The 23,417-nt window shown below is 57.6% G+C and carries 29 protein-coding genes; 9 read left to right on the top strand and 20 right to left on the bottom strand.

Annotated features, from left to right (window positions below; translation table 11 throughout):
• Nucleotides 1-21: 21 nt before the first annotated feature.
• The 3 genes from F3I21_RS10705 to F3I21_RS10695 all read right to left on the bottom strand — a co-directional run bounded on the left by F3I21_RS10705 (nt 22) and on the right by F3I21_RS10695 (nt 1,562).
• Nucleotides 22-504 carry a GNAT family N-acetyltransferase gene (locus tag F3I21_RS10705; protein WP_058758974.1) on the bottom strand — a complete coding sequence of 161 codons (483 nt, stop codon included), beginning with the start codon at nt 502-504 and terminating at the stop codon, nt 22-24.
• A gap of 73 nt (nt 505-577) precedes the next feature.
• Nucleotides 578-898: an AzlD domain-containing protein gene (locus F3I21_RS10700; protein WP_021508856.1), complete on the bottom strand. Its 321-nt coding sequence runs from the start codon at nt 896-898 to the stop codon at nt 578-580.
• On the bottom strand, nt 888-1,562 hold the full coding sequence (locus tag F3I21_RS10695; protein WP_058758973.1) for an AzlC family ABC transporter permease: 675 nt from the start codon (nt 1,560-1,562) through the stop codon (nt 888-890). The genes F3I21_RS10700 and F3I21_RS10695 overlap by 11 nt, the downstream gene beginning before the upstream one ends.
• Before the next feature lie 102 nt (nt 1,563-1,664).
• On the opposite strand from F3I21_RS10695, the gene F3I21_RS10690 reads away from it, so the two are divergent.
• Complete coding sequence (locus F3I21_RS10690) at nt 1,665-2,213, top strand: helix-turn-helix domain-containing protein (RefSeq protein ID WP_058758972.1); 549 nt, start codon at nt 1,665-1,667, stop codon at nt 2,211-2,213.
• 128 nt (nt 2,214-2,341) lie between these two features.
• Here F3I21_RS10690 and nadS read toward each other — a convergent pair whose 3' ends face one another.
• Complete coding sequence (gene nadS, locus F3I21_RS10685; protein WP_104187608.1) at nt 2,342-2,638, bottom strand: NadS family protein; 297 nt, start codon at nt 2,636-2,638, stop codon at nt 2,342-2,344.
• Between the two features lie 25 nt (nt 2,639-2,663).
• Nucleotides 2,664-2,999 carry a type II toxin-antitoxin system RelE/ParE family toxin gene (locus F3I21_RS10680; protein ID WP_104187610.1) on the bottom strand — a complete coding sequence of 112 codons (336 nt, stop codon included), beginning with the start codon at nt 2,997-2,999 and terminating at the stop codon, nt 2,664-2,666.
• Between the two features lie 191 nt (nt 3,000-3,190).
• Here F3I21_RS10680 and F3I21_RS10675 point away from each other — a divergent pair, with 191 nt between their 5' ends.
• On the top strand, nt 3,191-3,712 hold the full coding sequence (locus tag F3I21_RS10675) for a GNAT family N-acetyltransferase (protein ID WP_150058864.1): 522 nt from the start codon (nt 3,191-3,193) through the stop codon (nt 3,710-3,712).
• On the opposite strand, the gene F3I21_RS10670 is transcribed toward F3I21_RS10675, so the two are convergent.
• The 4 genes from F3I21_RS10670 to F3I21_RS10655 are packed head-to-tail and all read right to left on the bottom strand — an operon-like array spanning nt 3,709 to nt 8,349.
• Nucleotides 3,709-5,109, bottom strand: coding sequence for an ABC transporter ATP-binding protein (locus tag F3I21_RS10670; RefSeq protein WP_150059102.1), 1,401 nt, complete (start codon nt 5,107-5,109; stop codon nt 3,709-3,711). The two genes, F3I21_RS10675 and F3I21_RS10670, sit on opposite strands and share 4 nt — an antisense overlap.
• On the bottom strand, nt 5,109-5,885 hold the full coding sequence (locus F3I21_RS10665) for an ABC transporter permease (protein WP_081049434.1): 777 nt from the start codon (nt 5,883-5,885) through the stop codon (nt 5,109-5,111). Before F3I21_RS10665 ends, F3I21_RS10670 begins: the two co-directional genes overlap by 1 nt.
• Before the next feature lie 2 nt (nt 5,886-5,887).
• Entirely contained in the window at nt 5,888-6,823 is a 936-nt protein-coding gene (locus tag F3I21_RS10660; RefSeq protein WP_150058863.1) for an ABC transporter permease, read from the bottom strand.
• Nucleotides 6,820-8,349 (bottom strand): ABC transporter substrate-binding protein, encoded by a 1,530-nt coding sequence (locus tag F3I21_RS10655; protein ID WP_150058862.1) that lies wholly within the window; start codon nt 8,347-8,349, stop codon nt 6,820-6,822. Before F3I21_RS10655 ends, F3I21_RS10660 begins: the two co-directional genes overlap by 4 nt.
• Nucleotides 8,350-8,549: 200 nt before the next feature.
• On the opposite strand from F3I21_RS10655, the gene F3I21_RS10650 reads away from it, so the two are divergent.
• Nucleotides 8,550-8,735 carry a tautomerase family protein gene (locus F3I21_RS10650; protein WP_021508848.1) on the top strand — a complete coding sequence of 62 codons (186 nt, stop codon included), beginning with the start codon at nt 8,550-8,552 and terminating at the stop codon, nt 8,733-8,735.
• 12 nt (nt 8,736-8,747) lie between these two features.
• On the opposite strand, the gene F3I21_RS10645 is transcribed toward F3I21_RS10650, so the two are convergent.
• From F3I21_RS10645 to F3I21_RS10630, 4 genes are all read right to left on the bottom strand, one after another.
• A complete protein-coding gene (locus F3I21_RS10645) occupies nt 8,748-9,506 on the bottom strand; it encodes an ABC transporter ATP-binding protein (protein ID WP_150058861.1) in 759 nt (252 codons plus the stop codon).
• The gene (locus F3I21_RS10640; protein ID WP_150058860.1) at nt 9,503-10,534 is read right to left on the bottom strand and encodes an iron ABC transporter permease; all 1,032 of its coding nucleotides are present in this window, start codon (nt 10,532-10,534) and stop codon (nt 9,503-9,505) included. Before F3I21_RS10640 ends, F3I21_RS10645 begins: the two co-directional genes overlap by 4 nt.
• Nucleotides 10,531-11,547 (bottom strand): ABC transporter substrate-binding protein, encoded by a 1,017-nt coding sequence (locus F3I21_RS10635; RefSeq protein WP_190286098.1) that lies wholly within the window; start codon nt 11,545-11,547, stop codon nt 10,531-10,533. Before F3I21_RS10635 ends, F3I21_RS10640 begins: the two co-directional genes overlap by 4 nt.
• A 242-nt stretch (nt 11,548-11,789) precedes the next feature.
• The gene (locus F3I21_RS10630) at nt 11,790-12,599 is read right to left on the bottom strand and encodes an SDR family NAD(P)-dependent oxidoreductase (RefSeq protein WP_150058858.1); all 810 of its coding nucleotides are present in this window, start codon (nt 12,597-12,599) and stop codon (nt 11,790-11,792) included.
• A gap of 30 nt (nt 12,600-12,629) precedes the next feature.
• Between F3I21_RS10630 and F3I21_RS10625 the strand changes: the two genes are divergently transcribed.
• Entirely contained in the window at nt 12,630-13,034 is a 405-nt protein-coding gene (locus F3I21_RS10625) for a helix-turn-helix domain-containing protein (protein ID WP_220094766.1), read from the top strand.
• A gap of 83 nt (nt 13,035-13,117) precedes the next feature.
• On the opposite strand, the gene F3I21_RS10620 is transcribed toward F3I21_RS10625, so the two are convergent.
• A complete protein-coding gene (locus tag F3I21_RS10620; protein WP_150058857.1) occupies nt 13,118-13,525 on the bottom strand; it encodes a helix-turn-helix domain-containing protein in 408 nt (135 codons plus the stop codon).
• A gap of 84 nt (nt 13,526-13,609) precedes the next feature.
• Between F3I21_RS10620 and F3I21_RS10615 the strand changes: the two genes are divergently transcribed.
• Nucleotides 13,610-14,548 carry an aromatic alcohol reductase gene (locus tag F3I21_RS10615; protein ID WP_150058856.1) on the top strand — a complete coding sequence of 313 codons (939 nt, stop codon included), beginning with the start codon at nt 13,610-13,612 and terminating at the stop codon, nt 14,546-14,548.
• 389 nt (nt 14,549-14,937) lie between these two features.
• A complete protein-coding gene (locus F3I21_RS10610) occupies nt 14,938-16,710 on the top strand; it encodes a methyl-accepting chemotaxis protein (RefSeq protein WP_223815660.1) in 1,773 nt (590 codons plus the stop codon).
• A 75-nt stretch (nt 16,711-16,785) separates the two neighbouring features.
• Here the strand turns inward: F3I21_RS10610 and F3I21_RS10605 are convergent, their stop codons facing one another.
• Nucleotides 16,786-17,676, bottom strand: coding sequence for an EamA family transporter (locus tag F3I21_RS10605; protein ID WP_132463365.1), 891 nt, complete (start codon nt 17,674-17,676; stop codon nt 16,786-16,788).
• Nucleotides 17,673-18,884 (bottom strand): MFS transporter, encoded by a 1,212-nt coding sequence (locus tag F3I21_RS10600; protein WP_150058855.1) that lies wholly within the window; start codon nt 18,882-18,884, stop codon nt 17,673-17,675. The genes F3I21_RS10605 and F3I21_RS10600 overlap by 4 nt, the downstream gene beginning before the upstream one ends.
• 127 nt (nt 18,885-19,011) lie before the next feature.
• On the opposite strand from F3I21_RS10600, the gene F3I21_RS10595 reads away from it, so the two are divergent.
• Nucleotides 19,012-19,497, top strand: a complete 486-nt coding sequence (locus F3I21_RS10595) for a helix-turn-helix domain-containing protein (protein ID WP_058781018.1) — start codon at nt 19,012-19,014, stop codon at nt 19,495-19,497.
• 19 nt (nt 19,498-19,516) lie between these two features.
• Here the strand turns inward: F3I21_RS10595 and F3I21_RS10590 are convergent, their stop codons facing one another.
• The 3 genes from F3I21_RS10590 to F3I21_RS10580 form a co-directional block, all read right to left on the bottom strand.
• A complete protein-coding gene (locus F3I21_RS10590; protein WP_058758957.1) occupies nt 19,517-19,828 on the bottom strand; it encodes a hypothetical protein in 312 nt (103 codons plus the stop codon).
• A 214-nt stretch (nt 19,829-20,042) separates the two neighbouring features.
• Nucleotides 20,043-20,336 (bottom strand): EthD family reductase, encoded by a 294-nt coding sequence (locus tag F3I21_RS10585; RefSeq protein WP_223815658.1) that lies wholly within the window; start codon nt 20,334-20,336, stop codon nt 20,043-20,045.
• Between the two features lie 21 nt (nt 20,337-20,357).
• Complete coding sequence (locus F3I21_RS10580) at nt 20,358-21,104, bottom strand: SDR family NAD(P)-dependent oxidoreductase (RefSeq protein WP_150058854.1); 747 nt, start codon at nt 21,102-21,104, stop codon at nt 20,358-20,360.
• Nucleotides 21,105-21,223: 119 nt separating this feature from the next.
• Here F3I21_RS10580 and F3I21_RS10575 point away from each other — a divergent pair, with 119 nt between their 5' ends.
• A complete protein-coding gene (locus F3I21_RS10575; protein ID WP_058758955.1) occupies nt 21,224-22,078 on the top strand; it encodes a LysR family transcriptional regulator in 855 nt (284 codons plus the stop codon).
• Nucleotides 22,079-22,103: 25 nt separating this feature from the next.
• On the opposite strand, the gene F3I21_RS10570 is transcribed toward F3I21_RS10575, so the two are convergent.
• Nucleotides 22,104-23,024: a LysR substrate-binding domain-containing protein gene (locus F3I21_RS10570; protein ID WP_370515528.1), complete on the bottom strand. Its 921-nt coding sequence runs from the start codon at nt 23,022-23,024 to the stop codon at nt 22,104-22,106.
• 87 nt (nt 23,025-23,111) lie between these two features.
• On the opposite strand from F3I21_RS10570, the gene F3I21_RS10565 reads away from it, so the two are divergent.
• Nucleotides 23,112-23,414, top strand: coding sequence for a carboxymuconolactone decarboxylase family protein (locus F3I21_RS10565; RefSeq protein ID WP_021508832.1), 303 nt, complete (start codon nt 23,112-23,114; stop codon nt 23,412-23,414).
• The last annotated feature ends 3 nt before the right edge of the window (nt 23,415-23,417 follow it).

The raw sequence follows: 23,417 nt of genomic DNA, 5'->3' as shown, positions 1-23,417 counted from the left end.
TCCTTGTTGTACTCACTATCCCTAATCATAGCTGCAAAGCCTGAGCTGCATTTCTATACACGCTAAATCCGCACCGGCCAGCGAAGAGGGATAAAGCGCCTCGCGCAGCGTGCTGAAACCGTGACGTAAATAAAAACCACTGGCATTCGGTGTCGCAGCCAGTGTCAGGTGGCTGAACGCGCGACGGCGTGCTTCAGCAATAATGGCGTGCATAATCGCACTGGCATAGCCTTTACCGTGGCAGGCTGGCAAAGTAAAAATCGCTTCAACGCTGCCGCTTTGCAGATCGAGAAAGCCGGTCGCAGCCACACCGTGCTTTGCATCATCAATCACATAAAAAGGATTATTTTTCACGGCATCGTAGTAAGCATGCGGTAATTCGTCCGGCGTCCATGCGGCAATGATCTCAGCGGAGTAAACCTCACGACAGCCATGCCGAATGGCCAGATTACGGATTCGCCATAGCGCCGGTGTTTCATCAATGTGGGCTAGTCGCGGCGTCATCTTTACTCCTGTTGAGCTAACTGCGGACTTGCCACAGTAGCAAAAAAACGTGATGAAAAGATAACGCCGCCGCTTACGGTACGCCAAAATAGCGCAGCAGCGCCGTCATCACCGCCGCACCGATGATTACCAGGATCAATGGCGCGCGACGCCAGGCGAGAAACACCGCGAACAACACGCCGGTCAGTCGCGCAACGCCGGCGAAATCGGTGCCCTCAAACAGCGCGGTGGTGACAGCGACAGCCAGCAGCAGCACCGTTGCCGCGTCGGACAGCATGTTGCGCACCCGTTCCGACATGTGCATCCGGCTGCCCAGCCGGTAACCGGCAAAGCGAATCGCATACGTGCCTGCAGCCAGCAGCGCGATGCCGGCAATCACTAAACTATTTTGCATCTTTGCGCTCCCGCCAGCTCAGCAAACCGAGTAAAGAAAACAGCACCGGCATACCGGCTGGCACAAAAGGCGTTGCCAGCACGGAAAGTAGCGCCCCGAGGGTGGCCGGAATGCGCGTGCGACGCTGGCGCAGCGCCGGGAAAATCAGCGCGATCAGGATGGCCGGAAACACCGCGTCCAGGCCAATCGCCGACACATCAGGAATAAAGCGTCCAATCACCGCACCGGCAATCACCGTGAGCGGCCAGATGGCAAAAATACCCAGTCCGCAAACCCAGTAAGCCGCCCGACGCTGCGCCAGCTTCGGCTGTGAAATACCGAACACCACGCTCTCGTCATTCATGATATGGCAGCCCAGCAGACTGCGTCCGCCCTGCCCGACCAGGTCTTTCACCGCAATGCCAAACGGCAGATGACGTGCGTTGACCAGTAAACCGGCTGCGGCAGCGGTTAGCGGACTGCCGCCGCCTGCCACGATGCCGATAAATAAAAACTCGGATGCCCCCGCCAGCACCAGCGTCGAGAGCGCAATCGGCACCCAGAGCGGAAAGCCGTCGGCAGCGGCGAGAGAACCATAGGAAAGGCCAACGATGCCGTCGGCCAGACAAACAAGGAAGATCGCTTTCAATACGCCGCGATCAAGCGGTACGGCACCCAGACGCATCACAATTTGATCTCATAACGAACAAGAAAGACGTTATAATGAACGCACCGTACGTGTTTTACAAGATGAACAAAACGTTCGATATAAAGAACAGGAGTAATTGTGACCCCGCCCATTGCTATCATTGCCGCCGGACTGGTGCGCGAACGCCAGCGTGCCGGACTTTCGCTGACAGAAGTGGCGCGCCGCGCTGGCATCGCCAAGTCAACGCTGTCGCAACTGGAGGCAGGCAACGGTAACCCCAGCATTGAGACGTTATGGTCACTGTGTGTGGCGCTGAATATTCCCTTTGCACGGCTGATGGAGCCGGAAGTGAAAAAGATGCAGGTGATTCGGCGTGGCGAAGGCATGGTCGTGTCAGCAGAGTTAGCAGACTTTCAGGCCGCGCTACTGGCCAGCTGTCCGCCGGGCGGCCGCCGCGATCTGTATTTGATTACCAGCCAGCCCGGCGCACCGCGCGCCTCCAAACCGCATCCACCGGGTTCAGTCGAACACATTATCCTGGCACGCGGCCGCGCGCGGGTTGGCCTGATGGAAGCGCCGGTCGAACTGTTCCCGGGCGATTATATTTGTTATCCCGCCGATGAACCGCACATCTTCGAGGCGCTCGAGGCCGATACCATGGCAGTACAGTTGTCAGAGCAGAATTAGGTGTGCAGCCTGCAAATATGGACTCGCTCACAGCAAAAGTTTGTGAGCTCAATCCGTTTAGTGGTTACTGAAAGCTCCGCAAAAGGCAATCTGCCGTGCCGGGATAATAGTCGGTGGCATAATAAGGATTACAGCGCCTGTAAAGCGTTGATGAGTAATGGCTGCTGCTGAATCAGATAAAGCATTTTCAATGCCGGACCGGTAGGGTTGCGTCTGTGCTGCTCCCAGCTACGAATAAGATCCACGCTAACGCCCATCGCATGGGCAAATTCAACTTGTTTTAGCCCGGCATTCTTTCTGATCAGCTTTACATCCGGCAGTTCATGACGGTGGACACGGTTCATATCCGGTGATTCATGACCCTGCTCAATGGCGACCATTTCCTGTACGCTTTCCAGCAGGTCATTAAATAGCTGTTTTTCCATAATTTAATCTTCGCAGGTCTGTGGCTTAGAGGTTTATTTGTTGGGTAAATACTTTCAGCAACGCTTTTTCCGCTTCATTTAAATCATCCTTCACATTTTTGGGATAGATGAGTAACAGATAAATTCTGCCTGAGCTCAGGCGGGTGTAATAAATAATCCTTGTTCCGCCACGTTTACCCATTCCGGCCCGGCTCCAGCGAATCTTTTTGCATCCTCCGGTCTGACTAATGGTGTCACCTGACTCATGATGCTCAAGCAAAAAAATTTGCAGTTCCTGAAATTCTTGATCGTCTGCCAGCAGACTCTGACGAGCTTTTGAAAACACGCGCGTTTCGATAAATTCCAGATAATTACCCGTCATTTTAGTCGTACCCCGTACTGATTTCCAGCTATTTTTGGTACAGGGTACGGCTTTAGGATTTTGAGCGAGATGCGTATCGTCTTAAAACCCATTAGCGAAACCACTATCACAATTTCCTATGACTAATGCGGATGATTGCGCTGCGGCGCGGTGGCATGCTGTCAGCATCATTGGCAGAACAGCAGGAACATATGGACATTATTCCCGCGCAGCCGCATCACGCGGCGGCGATTCAGAAGATCTACGCCTGGCACGTGCTGCACGGCACCGCAACCTTCGAAACGGAACCGCCGGCGGAGAGTGAAATGCTGCGGCGCATTAATGATGTGCATGAGCGCGGCGGTTACTGGCTGGTGGCTGAGGAGCAGGAGCAGATGCTGGGTTACTGCTATCTCGCGCCGTACCGTCCGCGTTACGCCTACCGCTTCACGCTGGAAGACTCTATCTATCTCGACCCGCAGCAAACCGGACGCGGCATCGGTAAGGCGCTGCTGCAAAAAGCGGTGGCGCTGGCCGAAGCCGCTGGCTTTCGCCAGATTATCGCGATTATCGGTGACAGCGCCAACCAGGGCTCGCTGGGAGTACACCGGGCGCTCGGTTTTGAGCACACCGGCGTGATGAAATCGGTGGGTTACAAACATGGCCGCTGGCTGGACACCGTGGTAATGCAGCGGAGTCTCGGGCCGGGTGACAGCCAGCCGCCCGATCGCTAAGCCGCTTCCATGGCAATCACCCGATTAGTGCCTTTCTCCAGCAGATCGCGGTCATGACTCACCAGCAGCACCGCGCACTGCTGCTCGCGCGCCAGTTCCACGATCAACTGCCATGTTTGCTGCTGCACCAGCGGATCGAGGCGTGACGTCGGCTCATCGGCAAACAGAAATACCGGCCGCAGCAGCATCACCCGCAGCAGCGCGAAGCGCTGCAGTTCGCCGCCGGAGAGCGCCTCTGGTCGCCGCGTCAGCAGCGCGGGATGCAAGGCCAGCCGTGCCATGAGCGCATCGCGCTGTGCCGGCGGGAGAGCGTGACGCCGCAGCACATCGTTGATGCTTTGCCCCAGCGTGCGCTGCGGCGGAAACAGCGCGGAAGGATCCTGATAGATTTTCTGATATTTCAGCGCATCCGCATCAGCGTGGTGCGTCACGCGGCCCTGCTGCGGCGCGAGCAACCCCAACAGCACGTCGCCGAAGCTGCTTTTGCCGCTGCCGCTGGCACCGTGCAGGCCAACGATTTCACCGGCGTGCAGCGTGAAATCGCGTGGCACACCCAGCCTTTTGCCCCCGCGCGCCAGCATAATGTCCTGGGCGCTGATCACCGGCCTGGCACCGATCACCGTTTGTTGTCGGGCGGGCCAGACGGCCGGATCGGCAGCCAGCAGCGCGCGCGTGTAAGGCTGCTGCGGTGACTGCAACACCTGCTGCGCCGGGCCCTGTTCAATCACGCTGCCTTTATGTATCACCAGCACGTCGCCGTCCAGCTGGCGTGCCAGGGCGATGTCGTGGGTGATGGTCAACAGCATGCCGCCATCGGCCACTTCGCGCTGTAACAGCTGGCTGACTTCGTCGCGGCGCGCCACATCCAGCCCTTTGGTCGGCTCATCGGCAATCAGAATCTGCGCGCCACCGGCACGGGCTGCCGCAAACGCGGCGCGCTGTGCCATGCCGCCGGAAAGCTGCCACGGATAACGCCGTGCCGCCGCGGCCAGACCAAGCTGCTGCAGATCCTGCTGCGCCGCTGCAGCGCTGGCGGCGGGCGGCAAACCGCGCACGAAGCGATGCCCTTCCGCCACCTGCTGCTGAATCGCCATGGTCGGATCGAGCGACAACCACGGCTCCTGCGGTAGCGAAGCCAGCGTATTGCCCCACAGCCGACGCAGCTGCGCCGTATCCTGCGGCAGCTGAAAGCGTCTGCCGTTGATCATCACCTCACCGCTGGCCTGCAGCGACGGCGGCAATATCCCCATAATCGCCTGCGCCAGCAGACTTTTCCCCGATCCGGTTTCGCCGAGCAGCGTCAGCGGCCGACCGGGTTGTAGCCGCACATCCACCGGCTCAACCAGTGTTTCAGTCGCTGTGGCAACGCTCAGCCCGGTGATCTGTAATCCCTTCATCATCGCTCCTTTTTCATCAGCAGATTGAGGCTGATCAACAGTAAAAACAGTGCGGCTACCGGCTGCATCAGCAGCCACGGCGCTTCCCACGCAAACGGCAGCAGTTCGGTCATCATCAGGCCCAGCTCCGGCGTGGGCGGACGCACGCCAACGCTGATAAAACCGAGCGCCGACACCGCCATGATGGCGCTGCTGAAAGAGAACAAGGTTAGCGTCAGCAGCACCGGTGCCAGCGCAGGCCACAGATGATGACGAAAACGATACCAGGCAGAGAACCCGAGCAGTTTGCTGGCCTGCATACCGGGCGCCTGCACAATTGGCCGCAGCGTGGCACGCGTGACGCGGAAAAATTCCACCCACAGCACCAGCGAAATGCCCAGCCAGAGCATCTGCGGCGCGTCTGGCGCAATGGCGGCCAGCAGCAGTACCAGCAGTAATCCCGGCAGCGCGAGGCACATATCGCCGACGATGCTCAGTAATCGCTCCGGCCAGCCACCGTACAGCGCACTGAGCACACCGGTGAACACGCCCGCTATCAGCGCACTGATCACGCACAGGGCTGCCAGCCCGAGTGACAGACGCAGCGCGGCGCTGAGGCGCGTTAACATATCGCGACCGAGATGGTCGAAACCGAGCAAATGGCTGCGGTTCGGCGTCTGCAGCATCTGCAGCAAATCCTGCTGTAGCGGATCGCCGTGCTGAATCAGCGGCAGCACAAACGCGTAAGCCAGCAGCGCCGCCAGCAGTACCAGACCCACCCAGCGTGAAAGCGTCATCTTCATGCGCGCGCCCCCCGGGGATCGAGCAGATGACAACCGGCATCCACCAGCATGTTCAGCAGGACAAACAGCAGGCCGAGCGTCATGGCACTGGCCTGAATTACCGGCACGTCACGCGCAAAAATGGCGTGCACCAGAGCGTGACCGATCCCCGGCCACGCAAACAGGGTTTCCACCACCACCACGCCTTCCACCAGCCAGACAAACTGCATGCCAAACCATGTCAGCACCGGCGCGCTTAGATTACGCAGGCCGTGACGCAGCAGCAGGCGCGCGGGTGCCAGTCCTTTTTGCGCTCCCCAGCGATAGTAGCCGGACGACACCACCTGCCAGGTGGCTTCGCGCACCACGCGCACGCCGACGGCCGTCAGCGACAGTGCCAGCGTCAGTGCCGGCAACAGGAAATGGCGCAGCTCGCCGTGACCGGCGCTCGGCAGCCAGTCGAGTTGCAGCGCGAACAGCAGGATCAGCAACATGCCGAGTGCAAAATGCGGCACCGATTTCAGCAAGGCGGTCAGCCAGAACAGCGCACGGTCAAGCCGGCCGTTGGCGTGGCAACCGGCCCAGATGCCGAGCGGCAGCGTCAGCAGCAACGCCAGCAGCAGCGAAACGCCCGCCAGCGCCAGCGTCTGGCCCAGCTGCCAGCGCAGCTCATCCATCACCGGCTCACCGGAAACCAGCGAGCGGCCAAAGTTAAACTGCAGCAGATCGAAGAGCCAGTGCAGCAGCGCACTGCCGCCGCTAAGCGCTCCATCCAGCTCCTGCTGTACCCGCGCCACCGCGTCGGCATCGACGCGATCATAACCATAGCGCCCCGAGGCGATGCGCCACGCCATGTCGCCCGGCAGCGCCTGCACCAGCAGCCAGGTCAGTAATCCTACCGCCAGCACCACGAACAGCGCCTGCGCCAGGCGCCAGCTGAGTTGTTTAATCATGGCTCCCCCCAGTGCATCTGGCGCAGGCCGAAGTGGCGTTCAAACGGATCGAGTTTGACGCCCTGCAGCTGGCTGTTAACCGCCGCCGACTGCTGATACCAGGCCAGCGGAATCACCGGCAGTTCCTGTTGCAGCGCGCGGGTGATGACGCTGCGCGCCCCGGCGCGGGCTGCGCCATCGGTGGATTGCGTCAGCGTGTGGAGCGCCGCGTCGAAGCCTGCCGCATGCCAGTTCATCGCCCCCCAGTCACCGCCGTGGGTGCCATAATCCTGCAGCAGCGTTCCGGTCGGATCGGGCGTCAGGGCAAAATTACGCGCAAACAGCGCCAGCTGCAGACGGTTGTTGTGGTGCTGCGCCGGGATCTCGCTGGCGTTGGTCGCGTTGATTCGCACGTCTATGCCGACCTGACGCAGCTGCTGCTGAATCACCATCGCCATCAGCGGCAGCTCAGGGCGATCAGGATAGGTCAGCAGCGTCAGGCTAAAGCGCTGGCCGTTGCGCGTCAGTACGCCATCCGCGCCGCGTTGCCAGCCGGCCGACTGTAATAACTGAGCAGCCTGCTGCGGTTGATAGTGCAGCGGCGTGAGTGCCGTGTTGTGCCACTCTGCCACGTTAGGGGGAAACACCTGGCTGGCTGCGCCCGGATAACGCAGCACCGCCTGCGCCAGCGCGTTACGATCGATCGCCATGCTGATCGCCTCACGCACCGGCAGTTCCGCCAGCAGCGGATCGGCCAGATTAAGCTTCAGCATCAACGTGCGCGGCACCGGAATCGCCGGAATGTGCAGCGACGCTTTGCGTGCCAGCCGCTGCCGGCTGGCGGCATCAAGGTTAAACACGTAATCTGCATCACCGCTTTCTGCCAGCAGCGCACGGGTTTCCGCGCGGCCGGTCGCCAGATAACTGGCGGCGGTAATCGCCGGTTTCTCGCCCCAGTAATCCGCGAAGCGCGCCACCGTCAGCGACTGCGGCGGCTGGAAGGAAGTGAGCGTAAACGGCCCGCTGCCAATAATGCGCGTGATGTTGCCCTGCGCATCCCAGCTGGCCAGTGCGAGGATTTGCGAGCGGCTTTCCGCCAGGACTGACAGCAGCGGCGTGAAGGGTTCACGCAGCGTGATGGTGACAAGCTGCCCTGCCCCGCTGATGTCGGCGATTGGCGTTTTGTCCAGTAAGCCCGCTTTGCCGCGTGCGGTGTTGAGTGATTTCACCACGGCAACCGCATCCAGCAGCGAGCCATCGTGAAAATGCACGCCGTCGCGCAGCTGGAACTGCCAGCGCAGCCCATCGTCAGAGACCTGCCAGCGCTGCGCCAGCGCCGCCACCGGCTCACCGCGTTCGTTCACTTCTACCAGCGTTTCAACCACATCCATGCGCAACAGAATGTCGCCGGAGAGCGCCGGATCGCTGCCTTTAATTTCAAACGGTGCGGCAATCCGCACCGGTTTTTCGGGTGTGCTCGCCGCCACAACGGCGCAGGAAGCCAGGCCGAGCGCCGCAGCGATCAGCAAATTTTGCATTGATTTCATTAAATTTTCCGAATAAACCGTTACACTATCATCGAATCAATTACGTTATAACATAACAATTCACACTTTAACACACGGCGTTTGCAGGGAATTCGTCAGCCGCTTGTTGCCTTTTAACCGTCGCGACAGGTTAACGCTGCGCGCGGCAGCCTGGCTGAGGTATGCTTGAGAAGAACTCTAACCCGTGAGGAAACGCCGTTATGCCAGAGATTGTCGTTTATGCTGCGGAAGGCCGTAGCGTTGAGCAGAAGAAAAAGTTACTCAAAGCCATCACCCAGGCGGTGGTGGATTCGTTTGAGATCGATGCTGATGTGGTCACCGTGTCGATTATCGAAACGCCGAAGCATCATAAATCCAAAGGCGGCGTGCCGTTCGACGAGCGTTAAGATCAGCCCGGTTCAGGCGTACTGAATATTCATGGAGCCGCGCTCGCTGCGGTTGACGATGGCCTCGACCTGCCACGTCCGCTGAATCAGGGCAGGCGTCAGCACGGCGGCGGGCTCACCGCTCGCCACCACTTGCCCGTGCTGCAGCACCACCAGATGCTGGCAAAATTTTGCCGCCAGATTCAGATCGTGCAGGGCCACAATCACCGTGACCGGCAGTGCGGCAATCAGCCGCATCAGCTCAAGCTGAAACTTAATATCCAGATGGTTAATCGGCTCATCCAGCAACAGGATATCCGGCTGCTGCGCGAGCGCACGCGCGATCTGGCAGCGCTGGCGTTCGCCACCGGACAGCCGCTGCCACGACCGCCCGGCCAGCGCATCCAGTTTCATCAGCGACAGCGCGTGCTGCACTGCCGTTTCATCTGCCGTCCGCCACGAGCTGAACGCGTTGCGATGCGGCGCCCGCCCCAGACGCACGATGTCGCTAACGCACATCTCAGCTTCCATTTCGGCATGCTGCGGCACGAAGGCCAGCGTACGGGCACGCTGCCGCCGGCTGAGTTGGTTCAGCCGCGTGCCGCCCATCTCCAGCCCGTTATAAGCACAGGGCTGAACGCCCGCCAGCGCACGGATGAGCGTCGATTTTCCCGAGCCATTAGGGCCGAGCAACCCGACCGTTTGTCCCCGCTGCGCCGCAAAACTGATGTCAGATAACACCCTGCGCGCCTGTAGCGTCACGCTCAGTTTATCCACCGCGACATACTTCATGATTTCTCCCGGTTGCGATACAGAATCAGGGCGAACACCGGGGCGCCCACTAACGCCGTCACCACGCCTATCGGCAGCACCTGATGGGTGATTAACGTGCGTGATACCAGGTCGGCAATCACCATGAAATGGCAGCCGCCCAGGAATGCGAGCGGAATCGTCACCAGATGACGCGGCCCGGCAATCATGCGGGTGATATGCGGGATCACCAGCCCGACAAAACCGACCGCACCAATCGCGCTGACGATCACCGCCGTCACTAACGCAGTGGTCAGCAGTAATACGATGCGCACCGCTGAAACCTGCGTGCCCAGCGTCGCGGAGACCTCGGTGCCAAACGAGAAGGTATCCAGCGCGCGCGCATGGTAGAGCACAGTCAGCAGACCGGCGAGGGTTACGGCAAAACACAGTAATGCATCTGCCCAGCGCACGCCGCTCAGGCTGCCGAGCAGCCAGAACATCACGCCGCGCGACTGCTCAGCATTGGCCGCCGTGCTGACAATGTAAGCGGTCAGCGCATTAAATAATTGCGTCCCGGCAATACCGGCCAGAATGATGCGCGCGGTGTTTTCCCGCATGCCGCCGGAGAGCAGGACAATCAGCATAAATGCAAGACAGGCACCGCCAAACGCGCCGGCACCGGTGGTGATGGCCCCGCCGCCGATGCCAAGCAGCATCACGCACACCGCGCCGGTTGATGCACCGGCGGAAATCCCCAGCAGATAAGGGTCGGCCAGCGAATTGCGCAGCAACGACTGCAACACCATCCCACACAGTGCCAGGCCGCCGCCGCTGCTCGCCGCCATCAGCGCGCGGCTCATGCGGTATTGCCAGACGATGCCGGCTTCCAGCGCCGGCAGGTCGTAATGGGTGATGCCAAGACCATTGTTGATGGCCTGCGCGGTCAGGGTAAAGCTGATCGCGACATCGCCGGTTGCCGCGGCCAGCGTCATCATCACCGGCAGACTGAGCGCGCCCGCAGCAATCAGCAGGCCGGTGCGCCAGTAACAGACAGCGTGAGCGCTCATCGGGCAGGTGCGAAAGCAGCGATCTGCTGACCGATCAGCTCTACAGCTTCCACATTGCGCAACGAGGGATTCAGTGACATCGCCGGTACCACCACGATGTGGCCGTTTTTCACCGCTGGCATTTCACGCGTCACCGGATCGCTTTGCAGAAAGTGTTTTTTAACCGCGACGTCATCGGCGGGATAGAGCCGCCGCGCCATGCTGGCAATAACGATGATGTCCGGCTGCGCGGAGACAATGTGCTCCCACGTGACCGCCGGCCACTCTTCGTCTGAATCGATAATGTTAGTCAGACCGAGCGTCTGGCTGATCCAGCCCGGCGCCCCTTTATTGCCGGCGACCCAGGGATCGCCTTTCAGGCGCGGGCTGGAAAACCAGTAAACCACCTTCAGAGGCGCTGACGGCGATTTGTGCAGCTGTTGCTGAACCTGTGCTATACGAGCGGCCAGCTGCTGTTTGAGCGCTTCGCCACGCGCCGGCACATCAAAAATGCGCGCCAGCGCGCTGATTTCCGCAAAGATCACCTCGATCCCATACGGTGTGGTGCGTGCACCGTCGCTATTGGACGTGGTGGTGACGGCTTTGCCGATGCAGTCGGCAGGCGAAATCCAGGTTCGGATGCCGAGCTGTTCAAACTGTTCACGCGTGGCGACTTCACCCTGCGGCCCGACGTGCCAGCTGTACTGCGCCAGCACCAGCTCCGGGCGCTGCGCCACCACCGCTTCAAAGCCTGGGGCGTTATCGGCCAGCCGTTTAAGCTGGCTGCCCTGCCCTTGCAAATCGGCGGGCAGCGCGCCAAACCACACCGAGGTTGCGGCAATTTTATCTGCCAGACCGAGCGCCAGCAGCAGTTCCGTTTCATGCTGGCCAACGGTGACGACACGCGCAGGCGGATGAGCGAAGGTCTCTTTGACACCGCAGTTATCAACGGTGAACGGATAGTTACTGGCATTAGCATTGAATATAGGAAGCGACAGCAGCGCCGCAATAAGCAGGGAGAGCGAGTTTTTCATCATGGTACTTTCATTGTTACGTTATAACATAACAATATGCATGACCAGGCGTGGACTGTCAATAAACAGGATTGGGCATACCGACCGGAACTGCGCGCATCATGAAGAGGATGACGTTAGGCTATAAGCAGGGCTGCAACAGCAGCCTGCTAAGTTCTGATAATTAAATCGGCTCTGATGATGTCATCGAATGAAGTAGTAGCTGAAACAGAGATTTTATTCAGGATGTTGTGCGGCTGGCTTTAAAGTCCGGGCCACATACCGCCATCAAGCCTTAAATTTGAACCCGTTATGTAACCCGACAACGGGCTGGCCAGAAAGGTGATGGCGTCCGCTATTTCTTTGAGCGCCCCTACGCGCGCCATGGGCACATTGGCATACAGGGGCAATACGGCCTGTTCAATATCTTCCCATGGCGCGTCAGCTGAAAGCCCTGCATCTTTGGCCGTTTGACGAAATGCTTTTTCCAGACTTGCACTATGAATAGTACCCGGTGAGAGAGTATTTACGGTTACGCCATCGTGTGCGACCGCTTTTGCCAGCGATGAGGTCATGGCAATAATCCCTGCTTTAGCAGCAGCATAATCCGGACGCCTGGCGGGAGGCATCAACGCTGCCAGGCTCGAAATATTAATGATTCTGCCCCATTTGTGTTCACGCATCCCAGGAAGAAAAAGATTAATGACACGTAAGGCTGAAAGGACGTTTTTATCATACCCAGCCGCCCAGGTTTCTGGCAAAGAAGACGTCCAGTCCTCTGTGGGGCCGGAGCCACCCGCATTATTAACAACAATATCAACGGATTGTACAAGCGAACAGACTTGCTGATAAAGCAGTTGAATATCTGCCTCACGGGTTAAATCTCCCGTTACTGCGTATGCTTGTCCACCTTGCTTTATGATATCGCTGGCGATATTTTCAGCTTTAGCTGGGTCCCGGCCATGTATAATAACGCGGGTGCCTTCAGCGGCAAGCCCTCTGGCTACCGCTTCTCCAATACCTTTGGTGCTACCCGTTATCAGAGCAATTTTGCCGTCGAGTTTCAGATCCATTACTGTTCTCCAGAATACGTGAAAAATCTATTGGAAAATAAACTGATGAATGAATCAATTACGCACCTGAAAGTGCCTGTAGGCGATGAGGAGAAAACACGTTGTCTCGGACCAGAAGGTTCGGTCGCTTATGTCACACAATGTTTAACTATTATTTCCGGCAGATGGACACTGCAGATTTTATTCAGATTATTTGCGGAGCCTGTGATGCGTCACTCGCAATTCATGAAGAGTATGCCGGAGATATCGCATAAAGTCCTGACTCAACATCTGCGCAAGCTTGAACGTGATGGGCTGATAACCCGCACTGATTTTGGTGAACAGCCCCCACGTGTTGAATACGCACTCACGCATGCAGGCCATAATCTGATGCCCGTGCTGCTCTCAATGCGTGAATTCTCACGAGACAACCTGTCAAAACCGGGACAGGATTAAGAGTGCAAAAAAATTTGCACTATTGGCAGCAGGGAAATAATCACGCATCCTCAGCAAGGTCGTCATCGCGCAATTTAATGCCATTACTGATCAGGAGTATCAAACGTAATCCTGCTTTGCTTAAAATAGTCGGCCGACGAAATAATCCACGCCCAGAGCGGCATCATTTTCATCATCATTTCTTCGCCCGCGTCCGTGGCCGTATAGACGACACGCGGTACTTTTTCCTGATAATCACAACGGGATATAAGGCCGTCACGCTCAAGCGTACGCAGTGTGCGCGTCAGCATTCGTTGTGTGACCCCCTGTAGTAAACGACCCATTTCTGCATGGCGCAACGGTCCATGGGTGACCAGAATATGCAATACACCCAGCGACCAGCGATTGCCGGCGTGTGAAAGAATTTCACGCTTTAATGTTTCATCATCGTGACTCAACGCCTCACAAAATTGTCTGGAAAACTGCAGCAGGGCTTCGCGATTGGGTTCCATCTCTCCTCCGGTATCACGGGTGTACCTGATTGAATCAGGGTTTGTCCGCTGTCAGGATGACGGATATAACCTAAGGAGACAAGCATGCTACCCGTTGATCAACATGTCGAAAATATTCTTATCCTCGGCGCAGGAGAATTAGGCATGGCGGTGTTAAACGCCATGCCTAAAAAAGTGCAGCAGCATCCGCTGATCAAAATAAGTGTATTACTCAGAAGCGAGGCTGCACATGCCACGTCCGGCCCACTTAAAACCCGGCTGGATGCGCTGCAAAAGCTAAATATCACTGTGGTGGAAGGCGACCTGCAGAAAAATAGCCTGAGCGAACTCTCAGCATTATTTCGCACTTATGATGCCATCATTAATTGCAGTGGTTTTGTCGGCGGGCCGGGAACGCAGCTAAGAATCACTCAGGCCGTGCTGAAGGCGGGTGTCGCCCGCTATTTTCCCTGGCAGTTTGGCGTGGATTATGACGTTATCGGCAAAGAGAGTGGGCAACCGGTGTGGGATGAGCAGCTTGAAGTGCGCCACCTGCTGCGCGCCCAAAGCAACACTGACTGGGTAATTGTTTCGACCGGTATTTTTACCAGCTATCTGTTTGAACCCGATTTTGGCGTGATCGATGCCGGGAATAAAACGGTTTATGCCCTCGGCGACTGGAACTATGCCCTGACACTCACCACGCCAGACGATATCGGGCAGCTGACAGCCGATATCTTCTTTCATCAGCCCGCTTTTCAGAACGACATTGTTTATATCGCTGGCGATACGCTGACTTACGCAGAGCTGGCTGACCTGATGCAATCTCACTGGCAAAGCGCGGTCAGGCGAGTATTACTTAGCCGGGAAAGGCTAAGGGAAGATGCAGAGCGTCATCCCCGTGACACTGGCGCGGCCTACCGGCTGGCCTTTGCCCGTCCGGACGGTGTGGCATGGCCTAAACAGGAGACGTTTAACTACCGCGAACACATTGCCACCACCAGCGCCGCTCAGTGGCTGACGAACCAGCCAGCGGAGTCCTGAGGATTTCAGGCGTAGCGGAATGTCCTCAGGCGCAACGCCTGGCCTGAGGGCTATCGGGCCCTTCGCCTGAAATCCCGGCGCTTTGACAAACCGGCAGGTTGCGTCAATACTTTCCCCCGCACCGCTATCCGCCAAAATCAGTACCAGTCTAAAACAGAAAACCCGAGCTCCACGCCTGCCCTACCGTTGCAGCCCTTCCCCAAGCATAGCTCATCTAATAAATTTAGGTGATTATATGTTTTTTAATTATTTTAATTGAAATTAATCATCTCCCTGCCGATAACGCCATTGCCATCAGGCAAAAGCGTGGACAACAACAACCAGGGAGATTCACCTTAATGAAAAAAATACGTGTTTTTTTGGAAGATATCAGAGTCAGCAGAAAACTCATGCTCGGGTTTGGTGTGCTGCTTATCCTCAGCATTGCTGTAGCTTCCTGTGGCATCAAAAACCTGCACGACATCGCGGAACGTGCGGAAAAACTCAGCCAGTTGAAAGGCATTAACGATCAGTTTGCGCAGGCTAAAGATGCCCGCCTGCAATACGTAAAAACCCACGATGAAAAATTCATTGCCGACAACGAATCGCGACTGCAGGCGATTGAGGGCAGTATTAACCAGCTAAAAACCTGGCGATGGGATAGCGCGCAGACCGCGCTGATTGCCTCTCTGCCGGCTGCGATGAACCTTTATCGTCAGCATCGTGCAGAAACGGTGAACGAAGTGCATAAGCGCCAGAGTATTCTGCAGGCGCTGCGCTTCAGTGACGAAACCACGGCGGTTGCCGCGCTGGCCAGAAACTACGTCAGCACACAGCAGGATACGGCAACCGCGCTCAATGAAATCGCTAAATATCTGAATGGTATCAGTATTCGTGTAAAGCTGATGGCACTGGACAACAGTGAAGAAAACCGTCTGGCTTTGTCAGGCTTTATAGCTGAAACGATTCAACTCATTGACCAGGCTCGACCACGCCTGAGCGCTGATGACAGCAACGCGCTGGATAAAATTGCCGTAACGCTGGCGGCCAGACGCGACAGCGTGCAGGACTACAACGCCTCCGCGGAAGAAGAAGTGGAAGCGACCCGCCAGCTTGCCATCGCGGGCCTGCATCTGACCAATACCAGTAATCAATTATTTACCCAGCAGCTGGCCGCCACGCACCAGGATATCGCCCGGGCAATCCTGTGGATGTCGCTGATCCTGGCGGCGGCTGTGGTAATCAGCATTCTGATTGCGGTGTTTATCACCCGGCAGATTACCCGTCCTTTAGCGGTAACACTGAACGTCGCGCGGCAGATTGCGCAGGGAGATTTGAGCGTACAGCTGCAAACTTCGCGTAAGGACGAACTGGGCGAGCTGATGCAGGCGGTCGGTGAGATGAGCAACGATCTGCGCGGCATCATTGGTAACATTCGCAGCGGCGTGATGCAGGTCAGCCACGCTTCCGCAGAAATTGCTGCAGGCAATAACGATCTTTCCGCCCGCACCGAGGAGCAGGCGGCCGCGCTGGAGCAGACGGCAGCCAGCATGGAGCAGTTAACCGCTACCGTGAAGCAGAACGTGGAAAACATTCATCACTCCAGCGAACTGGCGCGTGCCACTTCCGAGAAGGCTAATCAGGGCGGCTCGCTGGTCAAAGGCGTGGTTGAAACCATGGACCAGATCAGTGCCAGCTCCGGCAAAATCGCCGAAATCACCACCGTCATTAACAGCATTGCTTTCCAGACCAATATCCTGGCGTTAAACGCAGCAGTAGAAGCAGCGCGCGCCGGTGAGCAGGGACGCGGCTTTGCCGTGGTCGCCAGTGAGGTGCGCAGTCTGGCGCAGCGCAGCGCTCAGGCGGCCAAAGAGATCGAAACCCTGATTGGCGAATCGGTCGCGCGTATCAGCAGTGGTTCACAGCTGGTGGGTCAGGCCGGTAAAACCATGGATGAAATTGTACATTCCGTTGGCAACGTAACCAGCATCCTCGCCGAAATCGCGCAGGCATCCGATGAGCAGAATCGCGGCATTTCGCAGGTCGGCGTCGCTATCGTTCAGATGGACAGCGTGACGCAGCAGAACGCCGCGCTGGTGCAGGAATCATCGGCCGCCGCCAGCGCACTGCGCGATCAGGCGTCGACACTGGAAGGCTCAGTCGCGCGTTTCGTGGTGCAGTAAGCGGATTTTCACTGACAGAGAGAGCGGGCGGGATGCCCGCTCTTGTCGGATCACGGCTCATCAGCGGGCTGCTGATCACAGCGAATCCGACTGCGGAATGAAATAACGTTTGATGCGTTGTCCATATAAGCCAACCGCCAGCCCGGTAATAATCAGTACCAGCGCCACGATTTTCATCGGAGAAATAGCTTCACCAAATATCATCATCGAACCGAGAATGCCGAATACCGGCACCAGCAGCGATAATGGCGCGACGGTGGAGACAGGATACTGTTTAAGCAATGAATTCCAGATCCAGTAGCCTAATAACGTATTGGGGTAGACCTGAAACAGAATGGACAATATCGCATGGGTATCCATATGGCTGATTAATGCGCTGTAGCCCGCGCTGCCATTAATTAATCCGTCCAGCAGAAAAAGCGGAAGCGGCGAAAAGGCGCTCGACCAGACCAGAAACGCGAATACCTGCTTCGTGCCGGCTTTTTTCATGATGATATTGGCAATACTCCAGGCTATGGCGCCTGCCAGCACCAGCAGCAACCCGGCAAACGTCACCGAGCCGTCGGTAATAAACACAATGCTCATCAATCCGCTGCACGCCAGCACAAAGCCAGCGATCTGATAGCGGCTGAGCTGTTCTTTGAACACATAACTGCCGAGCAGCAGAGTGAAAAAGGCACTGAACTGCAGCACCAGCGAGGCGATCCCCGCCGACAGCCCGGTTTTTATCCCCAGATTCACCAGGCCCCACAAGCCAATGCCGAATACCAAGCCGTAACCAATAAGGTAGCGCCACGGGACGTCAGGTTTTTTAATAAAGAAGAGCGCCGGGATGGCACACAACGTAAAACGCAGCCCTGCCAGAATAAACGGATCGATGGCGTGCAGCCCTAATTTAATCACCGAAAAATTAATGCCCCAGATGGCGGTAATACCGATGGCCAGCAGCAGGTGTGATAATTTCATGATTGACGTGTTCCATACCAGAGAATAAGTGCGCAGGCACTGACCAGTGCCCCGCCGCCGCACACGGCATACCATCCCCAGTGCGCATAGAGTTGGGTGGCAGCAATAGCGCCCAGCGCGCTGCCTGTCGCATAAAAACACATATAGGCACCGATAAGCCGGCTGGTGATAGCGGGTTTGCCGGCAATCAGCATGCTCTGGTTGATGACATGCACCGTCTGCACGGCGAAATCCAGCATGATCACACCAATAACCAGCAACAATAATGAGGCCTGCGCGAAGGCGATCGGGAGCCACGAGAGCGTTAATAAAACCAGTGCGCATCCGCTGGCGCGCTGCCCGGTTCCCCTGTCAGCCCAGGCGCCACTTCTGGAAGCCGCCAGCGCTCCGGCTATTCCAGCCAGACCAAACAGCCCTGTTTGCGTATGGGAAAGCGACATGGCCGTGAGCGGCAAAACCATGGAACTCCACAACATGCTGAACGCGGCAAAAATCAGCAGAGCCAGCGCGCCACGCTGACGCAGCAAAGGCTCGGTGACAAAAAGACGCGGGACAGACCCCAGCAGCCCGGCCACGGAAGTGGCTGTGTTCTGCGGACCGGCAGCAGGTATCACTTTCATCAGCAGCACGGTAATCAGCAGCATCAGCGCGGCTGAGGTCATATACACCGCCCGCCAGCCGGCGATATCGGCGATGATGCCAGAGACCAGCCGCGCCAGCAGTATGCCCATGACGATGCCACTGGTGACGCTGCCTACCACCTTGCCACGCTGAGCCGGTGCCGACAGGATAGCGGCCCACGCCACCACGGTTTGCGTCACCACCGCCATCAGTCCCACCAGCAGCATCGCCACCAGCAGCGCCAGAAAACTCTTTGCTAACGCCGCCGCGATCAGTGCCAGCACCGACAGCAGCAGGTGCGTGACCACCAGCTTTTTGCGATCAAAGCGATCGCCGAGCGGCACCAGTAAGAACAATCCCATGGCATAACCCGCCTGTGTTGCCGTGATAGCCAGGCCGATGGTGCCGGGCGAAACCTGCAGCGTTGCGGAGATGGATTCCAGCAATGGCTGGGCAGAATAGACATTGCCGACAGCCAGCGCGCAGGTCAGTGAGAACAGAAAAATGATGTGAGGCGACAGCACTGAGGACGTCGCCGGCGAAAGAGGCACCTCAGAGGTTGCAGGGGTGTCACTGGTGCAAGTCATGTTGCATTCCTATGTGGTTTTTTTTTGAAACCGATTTATTCTATAAGTAGCAGCGGAGGTTTTTTTTTGCAACTTGTTTTACTGAAGGCTAAGCTGCCGTCAGTAAATCAGCAGAGTGAGAGAGAAGATGGCCAAACAGGAAGCGCTCAGAACCAGCGAATGCCCGGTCGCCCGGACCGTGGAGGTGATTGGCGAACGCTGGTGTCTGATGATCATCCGTGAAGCGTTTGATGATGTGCGCCGCTTCAGTGATTTCCAGAAAAACCTTGGACTGGCAAAAAATATCCTGGCGTCACGGCTGAAACTGCTGGTCGAAGTCGGTGTGCTTGAGAGTTGTCCGGCGTCAGATGGCAGCGCCTACAAGGAATATGTGCTGACCGAACGGGGACGAGCCGTCTTCCCAATCGTCGTGGCGATGCGCCAGTGGGGAGAGCGTTATTTATTTGAAAAAGGCGAGACACACTCGGTATTGCTGGATAACGCCAACGGCGAACCGTTACCTGAACTGGCCGTTTATTCTGCCCGGGGAGAACGGCTCGATCCCGCCGACTGTCATCGCCGGCGCGTCATAGCCGGTAATCGCGCTGATCAGGCTTCGTCGATCGTGAAATAACCGGGGTTTAGGCGTCGCATCAAACCGATCCCGCTTGTTCAATCACCAGCACCCGGGCTACACCCTGCGGATGTGCCACGTGTTCAGTGCCTTCGCTGGCATAAAAAATATCGCCGGTGGTTAATCGTTGGGTTCTCACTTCACCCGCTTGTTTGTAGAACATGTCAACGCAACCATCCATAACGGCAAACACCTCTTGTCCGTCATTGATATGCCATTTGTAGGGTTGATCGGTCCAGTGCAGTTTAACGCTGGTGTTATCAAAGCTGGCAATATGCTGAGACTCCCAGGCTTTGGAACCCGTAAATTCTCTGCTGCTGTAAAAATTCATGTTTGCGTCCTGTGTGCTGCTGCGGTGATAGCTCACACATGAAATAGCAAAAGGCAGCGCCACGTACCAGATTCAGGGATTGGTTTGTCCTGATTTGGCACCAGCGCGTCCCGTTTTTGCTGCCGGGATGCCTGCTTAATGCACAATGCGTTCATTAAGCAGGCTGTCAAACCGGTGAATGGAAGGCATAACCGCGCGGCGGCGTCGCTGCCGTTCAGAAGGGAATGAAATGGCTGCGAATCACCGTGGTGGCGTCGGTAAAATGCACCACATCTGCCATCACCCTTTTGGTTTGTTCGGACTCCAGCGCCCGGTTGACATCCTGCTGACAGCCAAACGTGTAAACACCGATGGAAAGCCAGCCGCTGCGGTCTGAAGCGGGATAGAACGCTTCCGCCGAAATGAGCCCATAATCCTGCCAGCACGCCAGCGCCAGCGGCAGGTGCGTGTGGGTATAATAGTCGCGGTCAAAGCGATGGGTTTCATCGCCGACACATACCACCATCATCTGATGCATCCTTTTCTCCCGTTAACGCATGCCGCCAGACGCCATCATCACCTCGCCCGTCACCCATCCGGCATCGTCGGAAGCGAGATAAGCCACAATCGGCGCAATATCCTGCACCTGGCCAATACGGCCAAGCGGCGTCTGGCTTTCGTTCCAGCGCTGAAACTCCGATCCCATCGCGCCGGTGCTGTGCGTGCCTTCGGTTTCGATTAACCCCGGATTGACCGCGTTGACGCGGATGCCGCGCGGGCCGAGTTCGCGCGCCAGCACGCCGGTAATGGCATCAATCGCGCCTTTGCTGCCGCTATAGATAGCGCTCTCCGCCAGAAATACCCGCGTTACAAATGAGCTGATATTAATAATGCTGCTGCCCTCGCCCAGATGTGGCACGGCGGCGCCCGTCACCAGCAGCGGCCCGAGCACATTGATGTCAAATTGCTTGCGATACAGCGCTTCGCTGCTCTCTTCGATCTTCGCAAACTGATACACGCCGGCATTGTTCACCACGATGTCCAGCCGGCCAAACTGCGCGAGGGTAGATTGAATGAGTGCCTCAACCTGCGACTGATCGGTGACATCCGCTGCCAGCGCCACCGCCGAGCCACCGGCGGCCTCAATAGCGGCGACCACCTTATCCGCCTCGTTTTTATCGGCGGCATAGTTGACGACGACCTTTGCGCCGTCGGCGGCCAACTGGCGGGCAATCGCCGCACCAATGCCTTTAGATGCGCCGGTTACGAGGGCGACTTTGTCCTGAAGCTTCTTCATGTTCTGCAATCCTCAATCTGTTCAGTCTGGATGATGCCGTTATGGTGATAGCTACAAAGTTGTTTGAGAACTGCCATTTTTGTATATTCGACGTTCATTTTTGAACGGGAGCAAGCGCAATGGAATGGAGCGATGTACGGATCTTTCTGGCGGTGATGCGCAGCGGATCCTATGGCGAGGCCGCGCGCCGGCTCGGCGTTAGCCATCCGACCGTGGGTCGTCGCATTAAGGTGCTTGAAGCGCAGGCCCATCAGGCGCTGTTTCGCCGCACGCCGGATGGCCTGGTGTTAACCGATGCCGGTGACGCCGTGCTGGGCCTGGCGGAAAGTATGGAAAATGCTGCGCTGGCGATGGAGAGACGGCTTGCAGGCAATCACCCGCGGCTGGAAGGCATTTTGCGCATATCCTGTGCCGAGTGGTTTGCCACCGCTGTGCTGGCACCGGTACTGAGCGAGCTGACACAGCGCCATCCCGCTATCGTGCCAGAAATTATCGCCAGCTACCGTTTGCTCAATCTGTCGCGGCGCGATGCCGACGTGGCTTTTCGCATTGTGCCTTTTACCGAGCCGGATATTGTCCAGCGGCGCCTGATGAGCATGCCCTATGCGTTATACGGCACGCCTGAAAATGCCCGCGCATTGCAGCACGATCCCGCCTCAGTGGGGCTGATCCTGATGAATACCGCGCAAGCGCATTTTCCGGACGTCGTCTGGCTGCTCGATCAATTTCCACAGTCACGGCGGGCTTTTACCAGCACCAGCCGGGCGGTGCAGGCGCAGATGTGCCGGCGCGGCATGGGCGTGGCGGTGTTACCCCAGCCGCTGGGCGATGCCACCGCCGGACTGCAGCGGATTCCAACCCCACAGCCGCCGCCTTCACGCGATATCTGGGTAGGCTATCATCAGGATCTGCGGCACATGGACCGCCTGCGCGCCATGCTGGATATCGCCGATGCGCTGCTGATTGCGAAGTAACTGTCGCAGCGATTAGCGCAGCAATTCAGGCGGGCCGCAGACCCGGTAACGGCTCTATGCTGCGCAGCGCATTTTCCATCAGTCTGGCCAGCAGGTTTTGCGCATTCGGCTCAGTCTGGCTGCCACTTTTTTGTTCCAGCGTAACGCCCAGCGCGCCCAGCGGCGGCAAAACATTGCCAGCGCTCACCAGGTTAGCGGGCATGCCGACCCGCGTGCGCACGGTGATCCCCAGACCGGCCCGCACCGCCGCCCAGATGCCGCTCAGGCTAAGGCTGACAAACACGATTCGCCATGCAATGCCCGCCCGGTCCAGACTGTCGATGGCGCGCGAGCGCATCAGGCATGGATTATCAAACATCACCAGCGGCAGCGGTTCGCCCTGGCTTATCATCGCGCTGACGTCGCAGTCGGGGTGGGCGATCCACTCCAGCGGGAACTGACCGATCAATACGCCTTTACGCTGCAGCGGTTGTGCCTGCCACAGCAGCGCCATATCAAGAGCATCGCTGTCCAGCGCTGCAAGCAGCTCCTGATTACGCGCCACGCGGGCGATGATCTGCAGCCCGGGATGGTGACGTGTAAATTCGCCCAGAATACCGGGCATCAGGGTGTCGCCAAAATCTTCCTGCATGCCAAGGCGCACTTCCCCCTGCAGCCCTACACCGCTGAAGGTGCACAGTGCTTCGTCGTTCAATGCCAGCAGACGACGGGCATAACCCATCATCACTTCCCCCTCAAGGGTTAACGCCAGATGACGCCCGCTTTTCACCACCAGCTTGCTGCCACATTGCTGCTCCAGCTTTTTCAGCTGGGCGCTGACCGCCGAAGTGGATCGACAGAGCCGCACGGCGGCCTGCGCAAAACTGCCACACTCCATGCCGGTGACAAAACTGCGCAACGCATCCAGATCCAGCGTCTGAGCTAACTTTTGCATAATCGTCCTGATTTATGGGATGAATGACGGTGTTTTATTTGATTTTCAGGATGGTTATGTTTCGCCACAATCGCGGCTGAGTCAATACGGAGAAACATCATGGCAAAAACACTCGATAGTAAAACGCTGGCGCGCATCGCGCCAAAGCTGGCCGAACTCAGTCAGCAGGTTCTTTTCGATGACATCTGGCAACGTGACGCGCTTACGCCGCGCGAACGCAGCCTGATTACGCTGGCCGCACTGACGGCGCTGGGGCGGGTGCAACAGCTGCCGTGGCATATCGAATTCGCGCAACAAAATGGCCTGGCACGAGAAGAGATCGTCGAAGTGTTCACCCATCTGGCCTTTTATGCCGGCTGGCCGGCGGCGGTGTCAGCGCTAAGCTGTCTGGAAGAGGCGTAACCC

The organism is Pantoea sp. B_9 (genome assembly GCF_008632015.1).
Classification (GTDB): domain Bacteria; phylum Pseudomonadota; class Gammaproteobacteria; order Enterobacterales; family Enterobacteriaceae; genus Pantoea; species Pantoea dispersa.
Note: the sequence above shows the minus strand (reverse complement) of the source record. Positions and strands in the feature narration are given on the sequence as shown.